Source organism: uncultured Bacteroides sp., assembly GCF_902472605.1.
Lineage (GTDB): Bacteria > Bacteroidota > Bacteroidia > Bacteroidales > Bacteroidaceae > Phocaeicola.
This window is the reverse complement of the sequence record NZ_CABROP010000005.1, coordinates 58,679-81,578: the sequence shown is the minus strand read 5'-3', so window position 1 is coordinate 81,578 and position 22,900 is coordinate 58,679. Positions and strand designations below refer to the sequence as shown.

General features: G+C 47.6%; 18 protein-coding genes. 5 read left to right on the top strand and 13 right to left on the bottom strand.

Translation table 11 applies throughout. The features are described from left to right. Positions 1-26 precede the first annotated feature (26 nt). Genes RDP42_RS02285 through RDP42_RS02275 form a run of 3 tightly spaced genes read right to left on the bottom strand, consistent with a single transcriptional unit; the run spans position 27 to position 5,565 of the window. A complete protein-coding gene (locus RDP42_RS02285; protein WP_308762354.1) occupies positions 27-1,340 on the bottom strand; it encodes a TolC family protein in 1,314 nt (437 codons plus the stop codon). Then, the gene (locus tag RDP42_RS02280) at positions 1,337-4,480 is read right to left on the bottom strand and encodes an efflux RND transporter permease subunit (RefSeq protein WP_308762353.1); all 3,144 of its coding nucleotides are present in this window, start codon (positions 4,478-4,480) and stop codon (positions 1,337-1,339) included. The genes RDP42_RS02285 and RDP42_RS02280 overlap by 4 nt, the downstream gene beginning before the upstream one ends. Positions 4,481-4,506: 26 nt before the next feature. Further along, positions 4,507-5,565, bottom strand: a complete 1,059-nt coding sequence (locus tag RDP42_RS02275; protein ID WP_308762352.1) for an efflux RND transporter periplasmic adaptor subunit — start codon at positions 5,563-5,565, stop codon at positions 4,507-4,509. Positions 5,566-5,739: 174 nt separating this feature from the next. Here RDP42_RS02275 and RDP42_RS02270 point away from each other — a divergent pair, with 174 nt between their 5' ends. After that, positions 5,740-6,651: a helix-turn-helix domain-containing protein gene (locus RDP42_RS02270; protein ID WP_308762351.1), complete on the top strand. Its 912-nt coding sequence runs from the start codon at positions 5,740-5,742 to the stop codon at positions 6,649-6,651. Positions 6,652-6,730: 79 nt separating this feature from the next. On the opposite strand, the gene metK is transcribed toward RDP42_RS02270, so the two are convergent. The 8 genes from metK to RDP42_RS02230 all read right to left on the bottom strand — a co-directional run bounded on the left by metK (position 6,731) and on the right by RDP42_RS02230 (position 13,411). Further along, a complete protein-coding gene (gene metK, locus RDP42_RS02265) occupies positions 6,731-8,026 on the bottom strand; it encodes a methionine adenosyltransferase (RefSeq protein WP_204475543.1) in 1,296 nt (431 codons plus the stop codon). 225 nt (positions 8,027-8,251) lie between these two features. Beyond that, complete coding sequence (gene folK, locus RDP42_RS02260) at positions 8,252-8,713, bottom strand: 2-amino-4-hydroxy-6-hydroxymethyldihydropteridine diphosphokinase (protein ID WP_308762350.1); 462 nt, start codon at positions 8,711-8,713, stop codon at positions 8,252-8,254. A gap of 11 nt (positions 8,714-8,724) precedes the next feature. Next, complete coding sequence (gene queA, locus RDP42_RS02255; RefSeq protein WP_308762349.1) at positions 8,725-9,780, bottom strand: tRNA preQ1(34) S-adenosylmethionine ribosyltransferase-isomerase QueA; 1,056 nt, start codon at positions 9,778-9,780, stop codon at positions 8,725-8,727. 17 nt (positions 9,781-9,797) lie between these two features. Beyond that, a complete protein-coding gene (gene truB, locus RDP42_RS02250) occupies positions 9,798-10,502 on the bottom strand; it encodes a tRNA pseudouridine(55) synthase TruB (protein WP_072543674.1) in 705 nt (234 codons plus the stop codon). Positions 10,503-10,548: 46 nt separating this feature from the next. Continuing rightward, positions 10,549-11,352 (bottom strand): undecaprenyl-diphosphate phosphatase, encoded by an 804-nt coding sequence (locus RDP42_RS02245; RefSeq protein ID WP_308762348.1) that lies wholly within the window; start codon positions 11,350-11,352, stop codon positions 10,549-10,551. 5 nt (positions 11,353-11,357) lie between these two features. Then, positions 11,358-11,606: a DUF3098 domain-containing protein gene (locus RDP42_RS02240; protein ID WP_308762346.1), complete on the bottom strand. Its 249-nt coding sequence runs from the start codon at positions 11,604-11,606 to the stop codon at positions 11,358-11,360. Positions 11,607-11,638: 32 nt separating this feature from the next. Then, positions 11,639-12,508, bottom strand: a complete 870-nt coding sequence (locus RDP42_RS02235) for a permease-like cell division protein FtsX (RefSeq protein ID WP_308762345.1) — start codon at positions 12,506-12,508, stop codon at positions 11,639-11,641. A gap of 6 nt (positions 12,509-12,514) precedes the next feature. Beyond that, positions 12,515-13,411: a bifunctional 2-polyprenyl-6-hydroxyphenol methylase/3-demethylubiquinol 3-O-methyltransferase UbiG gene (locus RDP42_RS02230; RefSeq protein WP_204475537.1), complete on the bottom strand. Its 897-nt coding sequence runs from the start codon at positions 13,409-13,411 to the stop codon at positions 12,515-12,517. A 140-nt stretch (positions 13,412-13,551) separates the two neighbouring features. On the opposite strand from RDP42_RS02230, the gene RDP42_RS02225 reads away from it, so the two are divergent. Next, positions 13,552-13,752, top strand: a complete 201-nt coding sequence (locus RDP42_RS02225; RefSeq protein ID WP_072543679.1) for a PspC domain-containing protein — start codon at positions 13,552-13,554, stop codon at positions 13,750-13,752. Positions 13,753-13,937: 185 nt separating this feature from the next. Here the strand turns inward: RDP42_RS02225 and miaB are convergent, their stop codons facing one another. Then, the gene (miaB, locus tag RDP42_RS02220; RefSeq protein ID WP_308762344.1) at positions 13,938-15,311 is read right to left on the bottom strand and encodes a tRNA (N6-isopentenyl adenosine(37)-C2)-methylthiotransferase MiaB; all 1,374 of its coding nucleotides are present in this window, start codon (positions 15,309-15,311) and stop codon (positions 13,938-13,940) included. A 122-nt stretch (positions 15,312-15,433) separates the two neighbouring features. Here miaB and RDP42_RS02215 point away from each other — a divergent pair, with 122 nt between their 5' ends. Together RDP42_RS02215 and RDP42_RS02210 are read left to right on the top strand one after the other, a co-directional pair. Beyond that, positions 15,434-15,796 carry a hypothetical protein gene (locus RDP42_RS02215; protein WP_303914654.1) on the top strand — a complete coding sequence of 121 codons (363 nt, stop codon included), beginning with the start codon at positions 15,434-15,436 and terminating at the stop codon, positions 15,794-15,796. 49 nt (positions 15,797-15,845) lie between these two features. Further along, on the top strand, positions 15,846-17,342 hold the full coding sequence (locus RDP42_RS02210) for an acetyl-CoA hydrolase/transferase family protein (RefSeq protein WP_308762343.1): 1,497 nt from the start codon (positions 15,846-15,848) through the stop codon (positions 17,340-17,342). Between the two features lie 86 nt (positions 17,343-17,428). Here RDP42_RS02210 and RDP42_RS02205 read toward each other — a convergent pair whose 3' ends face one another. Then, positions 17,429-19,867, bottom strand: coding sequence for a glycoside hydrolase family 2 TIM barrel-domain containing protein (locus RDP42_RS02205; RefSeq protein WP_308762342.1), 2,439 nt, complete (start codon positions 19,865-19,867; stop codon positions 17,429-17,431). A 140-nt stretch (positions 19,868-20,007) separates the two neighbouring features. On the opposite strand from RDP42_RS02205, the gene leuS reads away from it, so the two are divergent. Further along, on the top strand, positions 20,008-22,842 hold the full coding sequence (gene leuS, locus RDP42_RS02200) for a leucine--tRNA ligase (protein WP_308762341.1): 2,835 nt from the start codon (positions 20,008-20,010) through the stop codon (positions 22,840-22,842). The last annotated feature ends 58 nt before the right edge of the window (positions 22,843-22,900 follow it).

Genomic DNA, 22,900 nt, shown 5'->3' with positions numbered 1-22,900 from the left:
GTAGTAGTCAATATTATAGGTAAAAGTTATTCCTCCAAATGTCCGGTACATCGTTTGTATTCTGTTTCATAAATCTTGTATTGCGTCAATGCTTCGATACGGTTGCTTTCAGCCTGTTGCCATTGGGATTGTGCTTCCAGCAAGTCAGTCAGGGTGCTGAGACCGTGGGTGTAGCGGTTACGCATCACCCGCAGGCTCTCTTGGGCTTCCTTGGAACCGAGTGCGGCAGTTTGTACCAGATTATATCCGTTGGTCAGGTTCTGGATGGCCTGTCGCACTTCGATGGTGAGTAGGCGGGAATTTTGTTGTAGGTCCAGTTGGGCATTTTGCAGGTCCAGCTTTGCTTTCTTAACCTTTCTCAGTCCTTCTCCCCAATGGAAGAGGGGAATACTTACCGAAGCCATGACCAGTCCGATTCCGTCATCCATTTTTTGAGTAAAAGGTATGTAGTTTCCTTGCGGGTCGGTGGTCATCCCTTTCAGCTTGATGTTCCCGTAGTAGGCATATCCGGCAGAAAGTCCTATTTGCGGCAAAATATTCCCTCTGGCCATTTTTACTTGCTGTTCTTGGGCAGCAATCTGCTGTTTCAGCAATTTGAACTCAGGGCGGGAGTCAATTCCCTCTTCCAGTTGTTCAGGAGGCGTGACCTGGATAAGGGTGTCCGTGGGAAGAATCTGTGTTTCTAACGGTTCGCCTAATACATGGCACAGGGCCAAGCGGCACAGTTCGTTCCCGTTCTGGGCTTTTTGTAGCTGATAGTTGATTTCGCTTCGTTTGGCGGTGATTCGCAACAGTTCATTGTCTGTGCCCATTCCTGCTTTTACGGCTGTTTCTACCTGTTGATATAGGGTATCCATTTGTGTACGATACGCTTCCAGCATGCGTACCTTTTGCTGGACGACGATGTAGTTCCAGTAGGCCTTGTCCGCTTCCGCAATGACTTCCATGCGTGTTTTTCTTCTGCTTTCGGCGGCACTTTCCCGACCAATCTGGGCCAGTTTGTTTCCTGCCCTGATTTTTCCTCCTGCATATAACGGCTGGGTCACACTGATGCCTGCCAGGTACATGCCATGAATTTGGAGTTCCATCCCGGTCATTTCGACATTCGGAAACATATAGGAACCCGATACCATTCCGTCGAATTTAGGCAGATAGGAACTGAAGGCAATCTTCTGGTCCAGTTCAGCTTGCTGTAAGGCGTTGGTGGCTTTCTGTAGCTCCTCGTTGCGTTGCAGAGCCAGTTCCCGGCAATCGGCTTGTGTGAGTGAAAGTATGTGTTGTGCAGGAAGCTGTGTCAGAAAGCCGAGCCACAATATCCCTATTAAAATGTATCGTTTCATAATTGTATGGATGAAGGGTTAGAAATGGATTTGGGTTTGTGTATATGGAACAGAGCCGTATAGAAGATGGGAAGCAGTACAAGGGTGATGAGGGTACCTACGGTCAGTCCTCCCATAATCGTGATGGCCATGGAACCATACATCGGGTCGTTTACAAGTGGAATCATGCCCACAATGGTAGTCAGGGAGGCCATCAGTACCGGACGCACACGTGAAACGGTGGCTTCCACCACGGCATGATAGGGATGAAGATGTTCCTCTTGTTGCAAGCGGTTGATTTCATCGACCAGTACAATGGCGTTTTTCACCATCATGCCGATAAGTCCCATCATTCCGATGATAGCCATGAAGGTAAAGGGCTGCCGGAACAGTAACAAGGAAGGCGTGATGCCGCAGAAAACAAACGGAAAGCAAAGCAAAATGAGGATTACTTTTTTCCAACTGTTGAAAAGCAACAACAGGATACCTAATATAATGAAGAGGGTCACAGGTAGGTATTTCATCAGGTTGCCGATGGCCTCTCCTTGCAATTCACCTTCGCCCACCCATCGCATCCGGTAACCGTCCGGCAGGGGAATGCGTTCGATTTCCTTCTGAATGGAAGCAACAACTTTTGCCGGAGTAGCTTCGTATAAGTCGGTATTGGGGTCACATTCCGCTTCGATGGCTCGCTGTCCATTAAGACGATAGATGTAGTCATTTTCCCAGTCCAGTCGAATCTGGCGGGCTACATTTCCAAGAGGTACGCTACGGAACAACTGGTCTTGCAGTTCGTCCATTTTGGTGGAACCGGTCAGCAGACCTTTCAGTTCATTGTCGTCCATGCGCAGGTTCAACGTACTCCATACGGGAATATCATTCAGGTTGGTAATCCGGCTTCCATCGGCATTCCGTACCAGCAGATGGATGAGTACGGTCCTGTCCTGGTCATTCAATACGCCTATGGGTAATCCGTCAGTAGCGGCCAGTAAGGCATTTCCTACGTCACTTCGCTCAATACCCGACCTTAATGCGTCTTCGCGTACATAATCGGCTGTCAGGGTTTTGCCTTTAGGTTTCCAGTTGTTACCCACGGAATAAAGGTCTACATACGGGCAGCGGCGCATAATGTCTTCTGCCTGTTGGCTCAGTTTTCGTAAGATGGCAGGATCTGGACCTGAGAATTCGACTTCTACCGTGTGGGAGGAAGCAATGGAGAAATTGTATTTTCGGATACGGATGTATGCGTCAGGGTAACGTTCGCGCAAGAGTTTTCTAATCGCAGGAATTTGTGCAACCACGGTCTCATAATCTTTACAGTCGACCATCAGTTCACCGTAGCAGTCGCCTCCTGAGGTCATCGGGCGTACCAGACAGTAGTGGGCAGGTGCACTTCCCATGCTCGTGGATACTCGTTCAATGGTAGGGTTTTCTTTGAGCAGGGCCGACATTTCCAAAAGGTCTTTTCGTACGCGGTCAGGGTCGGTTTGTGAAGGCAGATAATATTCTACAATGAATTGCTTGTAGTCGAAATCTGGGAAAAATAGATTTTTCACCTTCGTCATGCCGAATATACAGAGAGCCAACAGGATGAAGGCCGTAGCCAATGTCGTCTTTTTGTATTCTACCAGCAGGCTGATGGTACGACGAATAAACCGGTGGGCCGGGGAATGGTATATTTGTGGCTGTTGGATTGTTTTTTCACGGACAGGCAGCCACGATTTGGCACACATAGGCACTTGCGTCAATGCCAGTATCCAACTGGCCAGCAAGCTGACACAGAGCACCAGGAACAGGTCGCCGGCATATTCTCCGGCTGAATCGGGAGAAAGATATACTGCAAGGAAAGTCGATACGGCAATCAGGGTAGCTCCTAATAGGGGCATGGCAGTGTGCTGTCCGATGCGGTACAAATAAGTTTTCGGTCCTACTCCGCGTGCCTTATCAATCAGGATACCGTCCATGATGACGATGGCATTGTCTACCAGCATTCCCATGGCCACGATAAAAGCTCCAAGGGAGATGCGTTGAAGCGTGGTGCCACACATCAACAGAATGGGGAAGGAGACGGCGATGGTCAGAATCAGGCCGAAGCCGATGATGAGGCCACTGCGGAATCCCATGGTGAATATCAGAATCAGGATGACAATCAGGACCGATTCTACCAGGTTGACCATAAAGGAGCCGATGGCTTCATTTACCTTGTCGGGCTGGAAGAATATTTTTTCCATTTCCATTCCCACGGGAATCTGTGGCATGATTTCTGCCAGCCGTTTTTCCACAGCTTTTCCCACATCGGGGACAATGGCATTTTCTTCCATGGTCAGGCAGATAGCCAAAGCCGGTTTCCCGTCCACGAAGAAACCGTTTCTTTGCGGCTCGCTATAGGTACGTTCTATTTGTGCAATATCCCCCAGTCGGATGGTTTTCCCCTGCGGGGTGCGGATGAGCAGGTTACGGATGTCTTTTTCATCGGTGACCGCACTGCTCACATGCAATGGCAACCGGTCGCTTTCATTCTGGTAACTGCCTGCGTTCACCGTTTTCCCGGCATTCTGCAGGCTCATCATGATTTGGGTCGGGATAATGCCATTACGGGCAATCTTCTCTTTCGATAACGTGATTTGAATGACTTCATCCCGGTTACCCGTGATGAGGATACGTTTCACTCCTTTTACTCCCAGCAGTTCCCGGCGTATCAGTTTGGCATACTTGTAGAGTTCTGGATACGAGTAGCCTTCACCTGTGAAAGCATAGAAGATGCCGTACACATCCATCATGTCGTCTATGACAATCGGGTCATAGCAGTCTTGTGGCAGTTTGGAACGGCTGTCGTTCACTTTCCGTCGCAGGAGGTCGAAGTGCTGTTCCAAGTCTTTTTGGAGAACGGTCATCTGGAATTCGACGGTGATTGTAGCCATCCCGTTCTGGCATTCCGATTTGATTTTCTTGACATTGGGAAGGGCGCGGAGTTCGTCTTCCATGGTTTGTGCCACTTTCAGCTCTACTTCATGAGCGGTAGCTCCCGGATAAGGCACGATGACCATGGCTTGTTTGACGGAGACAGCCGGGTCTTCCAGCTTGGGCATCTGCAGGAAAGCCAGCACGCCGGCTATCAGAATGAATGTCATGAGCGACCAGAACAGGGTGGGCCGCTTCATAAAGTATTCGGTAAGTTTTATTTTCATCAGATAAGCCCTCCTACGTTGGTTTTATTATCCGTATGGATGACACGGACTTTTTCGTTCTCCTGCAGGGCATTTACCCCTGCCTTTATGATTTGTTCGTCTCCTTTCAGTCCGGCTGTAATGATAGCGCGACCTTTTTCGTTTATTCCGCTACAGTTCACTTTCCGTTTGTTGACGGTAGAGTCGGCGTTCATCACCCAAACGTAAGTCTCTTCCTGTGATTGAATGAGGGCATGCAGAGGAAGCGTAAAAGAAGTACGGAGGCTGTCAGTACCGGCAATATGGATGCGTACATTGACGTTCATGCCTGCACTGAGCTGTGAGTCGGCTTCCTTCTGGAAAGTGAGTTTCAGTTGGTACAACTGGTTACCATCCGCTTTGGGGGTGATGCTCAATATTTTCATGGGAATATCTTCTCCTTTCGCAGAAGGAAGTTCACAGGTGATACGCTGGAAGCGGGAGCGAAGTTGATAGACTTCGGCTGGCAGTTCGGTTTCTACTTCCATGGAATGCATATCGAGCAGGTTGATGACAGGGGTTCCTGCATCTACCATTTCCGACGGAGCGAAATTGACACTTTGTATGTATCCGTCGGTAGGAGTATATAGGCGTGTATATGCCAGCTTGTTACGGTTGACTTGCAATTGTACTTTCAATTGTTGCAGTCCGGCCTGTGCTTTTTCATAATCGTTGATGGAAATACTTTTGCTGCGATATAAGGCTTCTGTCCGTTTGACTTCATCTTCCAGTTGCTTGCATTGTATTTCCAAAGCCTGTACACCCAGTTGGTAGTCTGTGCGGTCCAGCTGGGCGATTAACTGGCTCTTCTTTACATAATCTCCTTCTTTTACGTATATTTTTTCAATTTGTCCTGCGGTTTTGAACCCCAGTCCGATGTTATGGCTCTCTTGTATTACTCCAGAGAAGTTTTTGATGCTCTCTGCTCCAGACGGGATGGGAGTGGTCAACATCACGCTGCGAGTAAAGGTCTGTGTGGATTTTTCTGTGCATCCATAAGTCAGCCAGAGGAGGAAGGGGAGTAACAATAATCGTTTCATTTGTATGGATTTAGAAGTTCTTTTATACAAAGGTCACATTTTTTGTTTTTTTCTTTACACCCTTATCAGCCTGTAAAATGTTCGAAAAGTTGGATTGGTAGATTAAATAACCTGTTTTTCCCTTATTTTCTGTTCTAAAGGACTATCTTTGTAAGGAAATAAAGGGCAAAATAGATGAAGAAAGAAGATTCTCTTTTTAAAGAACTGCATTTGTTGATGCTTCCTGATGTGGGACGTACATTGATTTATAAAAATGAACTGGTCTTGCTGGATAACATTGGAATGAATGTGGAGGAGGAGCTGGTTTCCGATTTTGTGTCTCCTTCCTATCCATTTAAGGTGACTTTTACTTTGGTAATGTTTTGTTTGCGCGGGGTTATGCGAGTGCGGTTGCAGCTGAAAGAATATGTATTGTCTGAGAATGATGTGTTGGTGGTGCTTCCAGGTACGATTGGGGAATGTCTGGAAGTAAGTGCCGAGGCTGAGGTCGCAGTTATCGGGCTATCCAGCCATCACTTGTTGGCTGGTCAACAATCTTCTTTAAGTATGGCGTTTTTGAAGTTTCTTACGGCCACTCCCCTGATTCATATCTCGTCAGCTCAGATGGAAGAGTGTATGATGCTTTATCATTCGATGCGGAAAAAGCTGGAACAAGCAGACTATCAATTTAAGTTGGAAGCCATTGCGGGCTATTTGCAGGTATTCTTTTACAATGGTTGCCAATGGTTGTTGGAGTATAACCGGCAGCAGGTGCGTAAAGTGGAAAGCAGGCAGGAAAAGCTGTTTGAGGACTTTTTGGAGTTGGTGCAAACACATTATAGAGCACATCGGAATATGTGTTTCTATGCCGAAAAACTTTGTTTGACGCCCAAATATCTTTCGCAGGTGATTTTAGAGGTGAGCGATCGCCATGCTCCGGATTGGATTCGCGATTATGTGATCTTGGAAGCAAAAGCTTTGTTGAAAAGTGGACAATACACCGTCCAGCAGGTAGGCGATCTCCTGAATTTTGCGAACGCTTCTTTCTTTGGCAAATATTTTAAAGCAGCGGTAGGGTGTACTCCCCGGCAATACATGTTGAAATAGCCGGTTAGAAAAACAAAAAAGCAGGAAGAGAACTTTGAGATTCTCTTTCTGCTTTCTGTGGTTATTGTAAATATTCGGATTATTTCAGTCCGAAAGCTTCTTTCACTTTGTCTACGTAGTCCAGTTTCTCCCACGTAAAGAGTTCCACTTCTACGTCTTTGTTGCCTTCGTAAGCCGATTCGAAATGCTTGGTCACGATTTTCGGTTCACGACCCATGTGTCCGTAAGCGGCTGTTTCGCTGTAAATCGGGTTACGCAGTTTCAGACGTTCTTCGATGGCGCGGGGACGCATGTCGAAGATTTCATCTACCTTCTTGGCGATTTCTCCATCGGTCATGTTGACCTTGCTGCGTCCGTAAGTGTTGACGTAGATGTTGATAGGACGTGCCACGCCGATGGCATAAGATACCTGTACCAATACTTCGTCGGCTACTCCGGCAGCCACTAAGTTTTTGGCGATGTGACGGGCGGCGTATGCCGCACTACGGTCTACCTTGCTTGGGTCTTTTCCAGAGAAAGCACCACCTCCGTGTGCACCGGCACCTCCGTAGGTATCTACGATAATCTTACGGCCTGTCAGTCCGGTATCTCCGTGCGGGCCACCGATAACAAACTTACCGGTCGGGTTTACGTGATATTTGATCTGGTCGTTGAACAAGGCCAGTACTTTCGGGTTGTGGATTTCAGCAATGACACGCGGCATCAGAATTTCGATGACATCCTTGCGGATTTGGGCCAGCATTTCTTCATCGGCCTTCAGTTGTGCTTCTTTGGAGTCGTTTTCCGGCTGGATGAACTCGTCATGCTGGGTAGAGACCACGATGGTATCGATACGTACCGGACGACGGTCGTCATCGTATTCAATGGTTACCTGGCTCTTTGAGTCCGGACGAAGGTAAGTCATGACTTTTCCTTCACGGCGGATTTCGGCCAGCACCATCAGCAGTTTGTGTGCCAGGTCGAGTGACAGCGGCATGTAGTTCTCTGTTTCGTTGGTTGCATAACCGAACATCATACCCTGGTCGCCGGCTCCCTGGTTCATCGGGTCTTCACGTTCTACGCCACGGTTGATGTCAGGGCTCTGTTCGTGGATGGCAGAGAATACGCCGCAAGAGTTACCTTCGAACATGTATTCGCTCTTGGTATAGCCTATCTTGTTAATCACTTCGCGTGCTACGCGTTGCAAATCGATATACGCTTTGGTTTTCACTTCTCCTGCCAACACTACCTGTCCGGTAGTTACCAGCGTTTCGCAAGCTACTTTTGAACTGGGGTCGTAAGCCAACAGTTTGTCAAGCACAGCGTCCGAAATTTGATCGGCCACTTTGTCGGGGTGTCCTTCAGACACCGATTCGGATGTGAATAAGTATCCCATTGTTTTGGTAAATTAAATAAGTTGTTAATGGTTTTGTTTATCCGTGTACGGACAGAGTAGAGAAGTAATCTTCAAGGAAATATAACTACGTGTTTTAGCATTTTTTTCCGTGGTTGCAAGCTACTCAAATCTTTCCACTTTTTAATTCGCTTGCAAAGATAGGGAGATAATTGGAATAATTACAATTTCAGTATGTTTTTAACATAGCTTTATACGAAGTTCTTTTCATGCTTCATGCCAGAGGGCCGACAGACTTTCTTGCAGTACTGGATGTATTACATTACCCGCAATCTCTACCAAGGGTTTCATCACGAAGTCTCTTTCTGTCATCAAAGGGTGGGGAATGGTCAGTTCGGGAGTCTGTAGGATGAGGTTGTCGTATAAAAGGATATCAATGTCTATCGGACGGTCGCTATAGACGCCGTTGACCGATTTTTTCATTCTTCCGAGCTCTTTTTCAATTTCCTGGGTGGTGTGTAGTACTTCCAGCGGTGCAAGCGGCGTTTCCAGGCAGATGGCTGCGTTGAGAAAGCTATGGGCCGATTCAAATCCCCAGGGAGCGGTTTCATAAAGAGAGGATAGGGAAACTTGTTTCCCTATCCTCTCTTGCAGTTTATAAATGGCGGTACGTAAATTTGCTTCTTTGTCGCCTAAATTCGTGCCGAGTCCCAGATAAACTTTTGCCATTGTACTTGCTTTTATTTATCTAAAATCAACATGGCATCACCGTAAGTACCAAAGCGGTAATCTTCCTTTAAAGCCACGTTGTAGGCCTCCATAATCAGTTCGTAACCTCCGTAAGCGCATACCAGCATCAGCATGGTAGAAAGCGGCATGTGGAAGTTGCTCACCATGGCATTGGCTACCGAAAACTCGTAGGGCGGGAAGATGAACTTGTTGGTCCATCCTTCGTATTCTTTCAAGCGTCCGTCTGTGCCGACAGCGGTTTCAATGGTACGCATCACAGTCGTTCCGATGGCACATACCTTGTTGCCTTTGTCTTTGGCGGCGTTGACGATGCGGCAGGCATCTGCGTTGACAAACATCTGTTCGGAATCCATTTTATGCTTGGTCAGGTCTTCCACGTCAATGTCGCGGAAGTTGCCCAGTCCGGCGTGCATGGTGATGAAGGCAAAGTCGATACCCTTGATTTCCATACGTTTCATCAGTTCACGGCTGAAGTGCAGTCCGGCAGCCGGTACGGTCACGGCTCCTTCATTCTTGGCGTAGATGGTCTGGAAGCGTTCTTCATCTTCCGGTTCGGCCGGGCGATGGATGAAAGGAGGCAATGGGGGTTCTCCCAAGGCATACAGGGCCTTTTTGAATTCATCGTGAGGACCGTCGTACAAGAAACGAAGGGTACGTCCGCGTGAAGTGGTGTTGTCAATCACTTCGGCTACCATGGAATCGTCGTCACCGAAGTACAGTTTGTTACCGATACGGATTTTGCGGGCCGGATCTACCAACACGTCCCAAAGACGCAGTTCTTCGTTCAGCTCGCGGAGCAGGAATACCTCGATACGGGCTCCCGTCTTTTCCTTGTTTCCATACAAACGGGCGGGAAATACTTTGGTATCATTAAAGATAAACACATCTTTGTCGTCGAAATAGTTCAGTATATCCTTGAAAATGACATGCTCAATTTCTCCGGTAGATTTGTGAACTACCATCAGGCGGGATTCATCTCTGTATTTGGCCGGGTAAAGTGCGATTTTTTCTTCCGGCAATTTGAATTTGAATTGTGACAGTTTCATCTTCTTCCTTTCTTTCCTTAATCGTTTATAACTTCTATTTCTTGCTGGTCAAGCCAAGTTTCAAAATCTTCCACTTTCATGCAGTCTTCCAGTCTCACGTTCCCCACTCGCGTGCGAACCAGTCCCGTGAGATGTGCGCCGCTGTGCAAGGCTTCCCCGATGTCTCTAGCCAGGGCCCGGATATAGGTTCCTTTGCTGCACACCACCCGTATTTTTATTTCCGGCAGGTTGTATTCTAGTAGTTCGATTTCATCGATGACCAGTATCTTGGGCTTCAGTTCCACCTCGTCGCCGTTGCGGGCCATTTCGTAGGCGCGTTTCCCGTCTACCTTGCAGGCCGAAAAGGCAGGGGGAACCTGCTCGATGGTGCCTATGAATTTTTTCAGTACATCCTCCACCATTTCCCGGGTGATGTGTTCGGTGGGATAGGTAGCGTCAATCTCCTTTTCCAGGTCGAACGACGGTGTGGTGGCTCCCAATTGGAGGGTGGCGATATACTCTTTCGTGTGATATTGAAACTCCTCGATGCGCTTGGTGGCTTTTCCGGTACAGATGATCATCACTCCGGTGGCCAGCGGATCGAGCGTTCCGGCATGTCCTACTTTTATTTTCTTTACTCCCAGCTTGCGGCTGATATGGTATCTTATTTTATTGACCACTGCAAAGGATGTCCATTTCAGTGGCTTGTCGAAATATAGTACTTCTCCTTCCTTAAAGTTCATTTTTTCTTTTTCGTTCTTGAATACTGATGTATGAAGAAACTTTTTGTCATCCCCACAGGCTGCATGCGATGGTAATGATTCCGGCGATGGCACAGTAAACACCGAACCAAACCAGTTTTCCTTTCTTGACAATGCTGATCATCCATTTGCAGGCCACGCATCCTGAGATGAAAGCAGCCAGAAAACCGATAATCAGGGCGCCGATACTGACTTGTGCATCTGCTGCAGAAGCGTCCTTCACAATCTTCATTCCCGACAGTAAAGCTTCTCCCAAGATTGGAGGAATGACCATCAGGAAAGAAAACTGAGCCAGTGTCTCTTTCTTGTTTCCAAGGATAAGACCTGTGGCAATGGTGGTACCGGAGCGTGACAGTCCCGGCATGACGGCACAAGCCTGGGCCAAACCGATGATGAAAGCATCACGCAGGCTGATTTTCTCTTTCTGACGTGGTTTGGCATAATAGGAGAAAGTCAGCAAGATAGCAGTCAACAGCAACATGCATCCCACGATAAGTAAGCCGGAACCAAAGACTTCTTCCACATAGTCTTTGAAGAACACTCCTACGATACCGATGGGAATCATGGAGACAATAATATTGATGACGTATTTGGTTTCGTCATTCATCTTCCATTTGAACAAGCCACGGAAAATCCAGTCGATTTCTTTCCAGAGAATGACCAGCGTACTCAGTACGGTGGCGATGTGTACCACGACGGTAAATGTCAGGTTCTCTTCTCCTTCAATGCCGAACAGTGCCGAACCGATAGCAAGATGTCCGCTGCTACTTACAGGAAGGTATTCTGTCAGTCCCTGCAGAATACCTAAAATCAGGGCCTCAAACCAACTCATTGTCTTTATTCTTCTTTGGTGGTTATTTCATTGTCTTTGGGCTTGCGCAAAATACCGTAAATCATGAAAATGAAGCCCACGAAGCAGACTATTGGAGCTACTTTGATACGGCGTACGCTGAAAATGTCCGGCTCGAAAGTGGTTTCCGTAGAACCCGGACCGCTCATCAAGATAAAACCCAGAATGATCACCGCCATCCCTATTGCTAAAAGGATGAAGTTGGTTTTATCGAAGGCAAAACTTTTTTTATCCATAACGATTCGTTATCTATTTTATTAGTTGATATTTAAAGACTGTATAATTCTCCTGCTTTCATCCGCAAGTATTTGTTGATGGATATGTAGGCACACAGCATCGTAATCAGGATGCCGGAGATAAATACGGTGCCCATGACTACCAGCATGACTTGGGGGGTAATCAGTTCGAGCAGTCCCGGTTCGTAATTCACCATCATGTAGGCCATACTGATCAGCAAGGCATTGGCAATGGCCGCAGCAAGGATACCAATTCCTATATTCCGGGCAATGAATGGGCGACGGATGAAGCCCCAGCTGGCTCCTACCAGTTTCATGGTGTGAATCAGGAAACGTTTGGAGTAGATGGTAAGCCGGATGGTATTGTTGATCAGGGCGAATGAAATCAGAGTGAGCAAGGCGGCTAATCCTAAGAGGAACAGGCTGATTTTCCGGATGTTCTGATTGATAGTGTCAATCAAGTCCTGTGGATAATTGATTTCTATCACTTGTTTGTTCTCCAGCAGCTTCTCCTGTATCCATTGGATACTGTCCGTATTGGCATATGCTGCATTCAGTTTGATTTCAATCGAGGCAGTAAATGGGTTGTAGCCTAAGAATTCGGCCGGGTCTGTTCCCATGGCTTCGGTTTGTTCTTTCAGCGCCTGTGCCTTGGAGATATACATCGCTTGTTTCACGAAAGGCTCCGCTTCCAGCTGTTTTTGGAAACGGATGGCGTCGGTTTCTTTCATGTCATCGTTCAGCAGGACCGAAAAGTTGATGTTTTCACGCACGTACACAGACAGGTTGTTGGCGGTCATGACGAAGAAGACCACCATCCCCAAGAGCAGCAATACCAGCATGGTACTGATGCAGGAGGTAATGAATTGCATGTCAAAAAGTGTACCCGACTTGTGACTCATAACGGCTTATTTTTTTCTGAATACATAAATCATCGAACTGCTTCTCTCTTTTTTAGCCAGTGAAACGAACCAAGCCTCCGTTCCCGACCATAATCCTTTCAGGAAAGGAATGGAAGACTTCCGGTATTTTTCGCTCAGCATGGACACGTAGAACGCATCAAAAGGCATCGGATGCCGTTCGCTCAGAATGAAATTATGTTTGGCTCCGAACTGTTGCATGGCCGAGGGTGTGAAGTGCCACAAATGGCGGGGCACATCGTAGGCCGCCCACATATCCTTGTATTTTTTCGCGTCGAAAGAAGTAGGGTTGGGGACGGCAATGACCAGAATACCACGGTCCTTGAGAATACGGCTGAGGGTTTCCCACGTGTCGTTCAGGTGTTCCAGGTGTTCCATGACATGCCACAGTGTAATAACGTCGAACGATTTTTCCGGATAGTCTGTCAGGGCCTCCGGCTGGTTGACATCGAGTGCAAAATGAGTCTTGGCAAACTGACGGGCCTGCGGGCTTTTTTCGATGGCCGACACACGCCATCCTCTCTCTTGCATGAAATGAGGAAAATAGCCTGTTCCGGTACCGATGTCCAGTAACGTACCCCGGCTGAGACCTGAATTATGTTTGATCAGGCGGGCTTTGCGGGCAAGCATGAAACGTCGCACCCAATGATAGACACGGTTCATCAGTCCTTTGTGCGTATCACTGTGTGAAATATAGTCCGGGCTTTCATAATAGCGTCCTATTTCTGCCTCTACGGGAGCAGATTGTGTGAACTGAAAACCGCAATGAGTGCAACGGCAGATGGTAAAAGGCTCACCGGAAGCATAGTGGTCCGTACATGTCATTACCTCCTCAAAATGGCTTTCTCCACAGAGTGGACATTTATCTATTTTTAGTGTATTCACTTCATTCCCTAATTTGCTGCAAAATAACAAATAAAAAGCCTATAGCACGACTTTCTTTAAAAGTTTTTAAGAGTATTAGACTGCTTTCTGTTTGTTTTTTGTATCTTAGCTGCCATTAATAGACACTTTGCAAAATAAATATGAACAAGAAACGATTGACACGGTCGAATAACCGCATGATAGGAGGGGTTTGTGCCGGTATAGCAGATTATTTTAACTGGGATATTACACTGGTACGCATTGTGTATGTGCTGGCTACTTTCTTTACTGCCTTTTCGGGAGGAATTGTCTACCTGATTCTGTGGCTGATTATGCCGGAAGCCGGAAGGGATACTGACTAAATTAGGAAACGCACTTCTATAAAAGGGAAAACGTGCGCGTGTGTTTTATGTTTCCCGGTGTGAAAACGTAGGTTTCCCGTCCGAGAAACATACGTTTCCGCGTGGAGAAACGTACGTTTTCCGAACGGGAAACGTAAAAAATGTCGGGAAATTCTCACTTTATTTCTTTGTGATTTCCCGGAATATTATTCGGTCACTTCTATTCCTTTGAGGGTAGCCGAACTGGATTCGGTTATCTTGACGTTCACAAAATCACCGATTCGGTGGTTGCCACGGTCGAATACCACCACTTTATTCTGCTCTGTACGACCGAAGAGTTGTTCTTTGGAGCGTTTGGATACGCCTTCCACCAATACTTCAAAGGTCTTTCCTACATCTTTGGCATTGCTTTCAGCCGAAAGTTGGTTCTGCAACTCAATCAGCTCGTTCAAACGGCGGATTTTGATTTCTTCCGGTACGTCGTCGGGGAGATGCTTGGAGGCGTAGGTGCCCGGACGTTCAGAATACTTGAACATAAAGGCCGAATCGTAGGCACATTCTCGCATCAGCGAGAGGGACATTTGATGGTCTTCTTCCGTTTCGGAATGGAAGCCGGAGAAAATGTCGGTGCTGAGTCCGCAGTCGGGGATGATTCTCCGGATGGCAGCCACTCTTTCCAGGTACCATTCGCGGGTATATTTACGGTTCATCAGTTTCAGAATGCGTGAACTTCCGCTCTGCACGGGCAAGTGGATGTGCTTGCATACGTTGGGCACTTCTGCAATGACATGCAGGGTCTCGTCGCTCATGTCTTTCGGATGGGAAGTCGTGAAGCGTACGCGCATGTCGGGTACAGCCTCAGCTACTATACGGAGCAGCATGGGGAAGATCACCGTTTCGCCGTCTTTTTCAAAACGGTAGGAGTTGACGTTCTGGCCCAGAAGGGTGACTTCTTTGTAGCCTTTCCGTTGCAGGTCGCGCACTTCGTTCAGGATACTTTCCACGTCGCGGCTGCGTTCGCGTCCGCGGGTGTAAGGCACGATGCAGTAGTGGCAGAAATTGTTGCATCCGCGCATGATGGACACAAAGCCTGAAATGTGGTTGCCGCAGATACGCGAAGGAATGACATCGCGGTAAGTCTCGGTGGTAGACAGTTCCACGTTAATGGCTTTTTCTCCCGCTTCGACTGCACCGATCAGGTCGGGCAATGTCAGATAGGAATCCGGTCCGGCCACCAGGTCGACGTGATGCTTTTCAATCAGGTCATTTTTTACTCGTTCGGCCATGCATCCCAATACACCCACAATCAGGTGCTTGCGCTTCTTGCGCAGGGAGTGGAAATATTCCAGGCGGTTCAGAATCTTCTGTTCCGCATTGTCGCGGATGGAACAGGTGTTCATGAATACGGCATCCGCTTCTTCCAGGTTGTCACACGGCGTGTAGCCGGCCATTTGCATGATAGAGGCCACTACCTCACTGTCAGCCACATTCATCTGGCATCCGTACGTTTCGATAAACAGTTTTTTGCTTTCGTTTTCAGTTGCAGATTTAAAGTCTGCTCCTGTGTTTTCCTTTGTCATAGAGTTCTTTTATTTAAAAATTTGCCTGCAAAGATACCTGTTTCTTGGTTAACTTCCATGAAAAGGGTAGGATATATAGATTTTATTCGTATCTTTGAAGAAAACCTTAACACTTAATATTTATGGACGTTTTTCAAATTCTTATCTTTCTGGGAATAATCTGTCTGGGGCTTTATCAGACCAGAAAACAGGCACAGCAAAAGACCGCTCAGAAAAAAGTGGTGAGAAAAACGGTTTCCGCAGATGCTTTCCCGAAGGCAGAAGAAGCGCTGGAAGAAGTGCGGATGACTCCGCCGCCAACAGGCCGGAAAAAGCGGGCAGAACATTTCGCGAAGCAGGTAAAACAGCCTCCAAAAGAAAGAAAACGAACTCCTGTTCAGGCAGAAAAACCGGAAGAAAAACCTTCGGACTATGCTTTCCGCACTCCTTCGGATGCCCGGAGGGCATTTATTTACTCCGAGATATTCCGTCGGAAATACGATTGAGAAACTAACTTTTATACTTAATTCTATCACATAAAAAACACTTGATACTATGAGCTTTAACTTTATTACGGCAGCCGAGGCTGCCAGCTACATCAAGGATGGGGATATGGTCGGATTGAGTGGCTTTACCCCTGCAGGAAGTCCGAAAGCGGTAACCGCAGAGTTGGCAAAAATAGCAGAGGAAAAACATGCAAGGGGTGAAGCCTTTCAGATTGGTGTGATTACCGGAGCTTCTACAGGAGATTCCTGCGACGGTGCGTTGAGCCGGGCACATGCCATTAAATTCCGTGCTCCCTATACTACAAATGCAGATTTCCGCAAAGCGGTGAACAACGGTGAAATCAATTATACGGATATCCATCTGTCACAAGTCGCACAGCGTTTGCGCTCCGGTTTCCTGGGGCATGTCAATGTAGCCATCATCGAAGCCTGCGAGATTACGGAAGACGGGCGTATTTACCTGACGGCCGGGGTGGGTATTTCACCGACCATTGCCCGACTGGCTGACAAAGTGATTGTGGAATTGAATGCAGCTCATAGCAAGCGTTTGATTGGTATGCACGATTTGTATGAGATGGAACGTCCGCCTTACCGTCGGCCGATTCCGATTGTGCGTCCGAGCGACCGTATCGGTCTTTCTTACATTCAGGTAGACCCTTCCAAAATAGTGGGAATTGTAGAAACGAATATGCCGGATGAGGCCCGTGGTTTCCATGCTTCCGATCCGGTGACGGATAAAATCGGACAGAATGTGGCGGAATTTCTGGCGGCCGACATGCGCAAGGGGATTATTCCTTCCACCTTCCTTCCGTTACAGTCGGGAGTAGGAAACATCGCTAATGCGGTGTTGAGTGCGTTGGGAAAGGACTCCAGTATTCCTCCGTTTGAAATGTATACGGAGGTAATCCAGAATTCAGTCATCACCTTGATTAAAGAAGGGCGTATCAAGTTTGGCAGCACCTGTTCGTTGAGCGTGACCAACGACTGCTTGCAGGATATCTATGACAACATGGACTTTTTCCGCCACAAGCTGGTGTTGCGTCCGTCGGAAATTTCCAACTGTCCGGAAGTGGTCCGTCGTATCGGGGTCATTTCCATGAATACAGCCATTGAAGCGGATATTTATGGCAATGTGAACTCTACCCATATCTGCGGTACCAAGATGATGAACGGTATCGGTGGTTCCGGTGACTTTACCCGCAGTGCCTATATCTCTATCTTCTCTTGTCCGTCGACGGCGAAAGGCGGATGCATCAGTTCCATTGTACCGATGGTATCGCATCTGGACCACAGCGAACACTCTGTGAACGTCATTATCACTGAACAGGGTATTGCCGACTTGCGGGGTAAGAGCCCGATGGAGCGTGCGGAAGCGGTTATTGAACACTGTGCACATCCGGATTATAAACAATTGCTTTGGGATTATTTGAAGATTTCTACGAAAGGTCAGACTTGTCATAGTCTGTCGGCTGCCTTGGGCATGCACCAGGTCTTTTTGGACAAGGGTGACATGCGCTTGACTAACTGGGCCGATTTCCAGAAATAAAAAAGATAATTTATTGCTTGATAAAAAGCCCCGTGTCTGCTTCGGCGGATACGGGGCTTTGGTGTATTGGTAAAACTCTTTCTGCGTTATTTCACTTCAATCTGTATCTTTCCGGTTTTGATTCCTTTGGCAGAAACTTGCAGTTCAAGCAGACCTTTTTCTTCTCCAGCCTGTACGATGGCAGTCAGCATTCCGTTAAAAGCATGCATCTGAGGCAGGTGGAACAAATCCAGACAGGTAGGGTCGCCGTTGGCTGAGGCTTTGTAGCTTCCGGCACCTTTTACACTGAATTTCACCAGACGCATGTCGGTAGGGCAGAGGTTGCCGTCTTTGTCTACAATGCGTACGGTTACGTAAGCCAAGTCTTTTCCGTCGGCTTTCAGCGATTGCTGTGCAGGAATCAGTTCAATGTGATGCGGCTTTCCGGCTGTACGGATTGTCTTTTCCGCTTTGGCAGCACCCGTTTCATCGTATGCCACAACTTTCACCTCCCCTGGTTCGTAAATGGCGTGCGGCCACATCAGGCGGTAGCGGTTTTCCACTGTTTGGTTGTTTTTGGTCTGTTTTCCGTAGCTTTTTCCATTGATGAAAAGTTCAGCCGTCGGATAGTTGGTATATACAAATACGGGCACTTCCTTGCCTTCCCGTCCTTCCCAGTTCCAGTGTGGGAGAATGTGCAGGGTTTCTGCCTGCTTGTTCCATACACTGCGATACAAATAAAAACGGTCTTTCGGAAGAGAGGCCAGGTCGATGATGCCGAACATGGAACTGTGGTTAGGCCATGCATTGGTGTCGTATGGGCTGGGTTCACCTAGGTAATCGAAGCCGGTCCATACAAACTGCCCCAGTGTCCAGTTATGGTCATCTGCCTGGGAAAAGTCGATGTCGGGAATGTTGGACCACGAACAGTATTCCAGGTCGTAGGAAGACGACTGATGGTCATCATATTTGGCATCTGCTTTTCGTTCGGCTGGGAATTTATATACACCGCGGGAACTGACGGTAGAAGAAGTTTCTGAACCCAATATCAGGTTTTGAGGTAATTGCTGATAAGCTTCTTCATAACGATGTGCCCGGTAGTTGAATCCTGGAATGTCGAGCATGGCCGCAAATCCATTGTTCAACACACAACTTACTTGGTCCATGCCGCAGGTAACCGGACGGGTAGGGTCTTCGCGATGGCAGATGTCTTGTAGGAATTTGGCTACCTTATAGCCTTCGGCACTGCACTGGGTGGGTACTTCGTTCCCGATGCTCCACATTACCACACAAGGGTGGTTGCGATACTGATGCAGCATGTTTACCATGTCTTTTTCGGCCCATTCGTTGAAATAACGGTGGTATCCGTTGTCGCATTTGGCGATGTCCCATTCGTCGAACGGTTCAATCATCATCATGAAGCCCATCTCGTTACAGAGGCTGACCAGTTCGGGGGCCGGCATGTTGTGTGCCGTGCGGATGGCGTCGCATCCCATGTCTTTCAACAGGGTAAGTTGGTGGCGTAAGGCCGAAACGTTGATGGCTGCTCCCAGCGGACCTAAATCGTGGTGGTTGCATACGCCTTGGAATTTACGGTGTTTCCCGTTCAGGAAGAACCCCTTGTCGGCCACGAACTCGATGGAACGGATGCCGAAGCGGGTGGTATAGGTATCAGTAAGTTGCCCGTCGACATAGATTTTGGAGACAGCCTGATAGAGTACAGGGGTTTCCGGAGACCATAGCTGTGGTTTTTCCACGATGAAGTTTTGTGTAAAAGGTTGGCCATGGTTGATGTGTCCTTCGTTCTTTTTGCTGGCCACTTTCTGTCCGTCGGGAGAAAGAATATCTGTTTCTACGGTAATTGTTTCTTTTCCCACATTATTCAGTGTGGTGCGAAGGCAGACCGATGCATAGTCAGTAGCCACATGAGGAGTGGTGATTTGAGTACCCCATACCGGAACGTGTACCTTTTCGGTAGTTACCAGATGGACATTCCGGTAGAGTCCGGCACCCGGATACCAGCGGGAAGACTGGGGACGGTTTTCCAGACGTACTGCCAGTACGTTGTCTTTTCCGTCTTTGTGCAGGAACTCAGTCACGTCACAATGGAAAGAGTTGTAGCCGTATGGCCAGAAACAGGCTTCTTGCCCATTGATATACACATGTGCCTCACTCATGGCTCCATCGAAAATCAAGGTTGTTTTTTTCTCGGGGTCTGCGTCGAAATGCGTACGATACCAGCCTACACCGACGTAAGGCAATCCGCCGGTACGTCCGGTCTTTATCGAGGCCTGTGTTTCCAGGTTTTGTGTAATGGCTACATTTTGCAAGTCGTTGTTTCGGTCAAACGGTCCGTAAATGGCCCAGTCGTGAGGAATACGGACTGACTCCCATTTTGTATCATCGAAGGCGATGGAGGCGGCTCCGGAAGCTTCTCCTTTATGGAACTTCCAGCCGGTTTCTAAAAGCTGTTCGTGGCGTTGTGCACTAAGGCTGCAAACGCTGCATAACAATACAGCGAGCAGAAAGAGTTTACGGATGTGCATAAATTTTTAGTATTAGGTTTTCATTTATCAAGCAAAGATAAACTTTTCGTTCAGAACTATCCTTATTTATTGCTGAACTCTTACTATATTTGCGGAAAATTTGGAGAAATACGTAAAAATCAATTATATAATATTTCAATATGGAATATAATTTCAGAGAAATTGAGAAAAAATGGCAGCAAAGATGGGTAGACCGGAAGACCTACAAGGTTGTCGAAGATGAATCCAAGAAGAAATTCTATGTGTTGAACATGTTCCCTTATCCTTCGGGAGCAGGCCTTCATGTGGGTCATCCGCTGGGATACATTGCCAGCGATATTTATGCACGTTACAAGCGCCTGCAGGGATTCAATGTGTTGAATCCGATGGGATACGATGCATACGGTTTGCCTGCTGAACAATATGCCATTCAGACAGGACAGCATCCGGCTATTACTACCGCAGCTAATATCGCCCGTTATCGGGAGCAGCTGGATAAGATCGGCTTCTCGTTCGACTGGGACCGCGAAGTGCGTACTTGCGAGCCGGGATATTATCACTGGACCCAGTGGGCTTTCCAGAAGATGTTCAACAGCTTCTACTGCAATTCTTGCCACAAGGCACAGCCTATCAGTAAGCTGGTGGCACATTTTGAAAAGGAAGGTACGGAAGGCCTGGATGTGGCTTGCAGTGAGGAACTGCATTTCACAGCCGATGAGTGGAAAGCAAAGACCGAAAAGGAACAACAGGAAATCCTGATGAACTACCGTATTGCATACTTGGGAGAAACTATGGTGAACTGGTGTCCGGCATTGGGTACCGTACTGGCCAACGATGAGGTGGTTGACGGAGTATCTGAGCGTGGAGGTTATCCAGTAGTACAGAAGAAGATGCGTCAGTGGTGTTTGCGTGTGTCTGCTTATGCACAGCGTTTACTCGACGGACTGGAAACAGTGGACTGGACCGATTCTCTGAAAGAAACCCAGCGTAACTGGATTGGTCGTTCAGAAGGTACGGAAGTCCGTTTCAAGGTGAAAGACAGCGACCTGGAATTTACCATCTTTACGACTCGTGCCGATACCATGTTTGGAGTGACTTTCATGGTACTTGCGCCTGAAAGTGAACTGGTTCCGCAGTTGACTACTGAAGCACAGCGTGCGGAAGTGGAAGCTTATCTGGAACGTACAAAGAAACGTACCGAGCGCGAACGTATTTCTGACCGTCGGGTAACAGGTGTATTCAGCGGTTCGTATGCAATCAATCCGTTTACGGGTGAATCGGTTCCGGTATGGATCAGTGATTATGTATTGGCTGGATACGGTACTGGAGCCATCATGGCCGTACCTGCACACGACAGCCGTGACTATGCGTTTGCTAAGCATTTCAATCTGCCGATTATTCCGTTGGTAGAAGGATGCGATGTCAGTGAAGAAAGTTTTGATGCCAAGGAAGGTATCGTATGCAACTCTCCGAAAGCCGGTGTGACTCCTTATTGCGACCTGACTTTGAACGGCCTGACCATCAAGGAAGCCATTGCTGCTACCAAGAAATATGTAAAAGAACATAATTTAGGTCGTGTGAAGGTCAACTTCCGTTTGCGTGACGCCATCTTCTCTCGTCAGCGTTATTGGGGTGAACCGTTCCCGGTTTACTATAAAGACGGTATGCCGTACATGATTGACGAGCACAAGTTGCCGCTGGAATTGCCGGAAGTAGACAAATTCTTGCCGACTGAAAGCGGAGAACCCCCGTTGGGACACGCTACCCGCTGGGCATGGGATGTGGAAAAAGGCGAAGTCGTAGAAAACTCCAAGATTGACAATGTACACGTGTTCCCGCTGGAACTGAATACCATGCCGGGATTTGCCGGTTCAAGTGCTTATTATTTGCGTTACATGGATCCGCACAACGATAAGGAACTGGTTTCTGAAAAAGCCGACCGCTACTGGCAGAACGTTGACCTCTATGTGGGAGGTACCGAACATGCAACCGGTCACTTGATTTATTCTCGTTTCTGGAACAAGTTCCTGTTCGACCTGGGTGTCAGCATCAAGGAAGAACCGTTCCAAAAGCTGGTGAACCAGGGAATGATTCAGGGTCGAAGCAACTTTGTATATCGTATCAAGGATACCAATACCTTTGTATCTTTGGGACTGAAAGACCAGTATGACGTGACTCCGCTGCATGTGGATGTGAACATCGTATCCAACGATGTGCTGGATGTGGAAGCCTTCAAGAACTGGCGTCCGGAATACCACAATGCTGAGTTCATTCTCGAAGACGGCAAGTACATCTGTGGTTGGGCGGTAGAAAAGATGAGTAAGTCCATGTACAACGTGGTCAATCCGGACATGATTGTAGAACGTTATGGAGCCGATACTTTGCGTATGTACGAAATGTTCCTCGGTCCGGTAGAACAGTCCAAACCGTGGGATACCAACGGTATCGATGGGGTACACCGTTTCCTGAAGAAACTCTGGAACTTGTTCTATGACCGTCAGGGCACTTTCTTGCCTGCCGAAGGAGAGGCAACCAAGGAAGAGCTGAAGTCTATTCATAAGCTGATTAAGAAGGTGACAGGTGATATTGAAACCTTCTCTTATAATACTTCTATCAGTGCGTTCATGATTTGTGTGAATGAACTGACTTCTTTGAAATGTCATAACAAGGAGGTGATGAGTAACCTCGTTATCCTTCTGGCTCCGTTTGCTCCTCACTTGGCTGAAGAATTGTGGGAGGCACTGGGTCACACCACTTCTGTGTGCGATGCACAGTGGCCGGCATTCAATGAAGACTACCTGAAGGAAGACAGTGTGAAGTACACCATCTCGTTCAACGGCAAGGCACGTTTCACGATGGAATTCCCTGCTGACGCTGATAACAATACGATTCAGGCTGCGGTAATGGCTGAAGAACAATCACAGAAATGGATTGACGGCAAGACACCGAAGAAGGTGATTATCGTACCGAAAAAGATTGTGAATATTGTACTTTAACTTTTTATTTCTCATCCGGAACAAGGGGGAGGCTTACCCTTCTTGTTCCGGATGATTT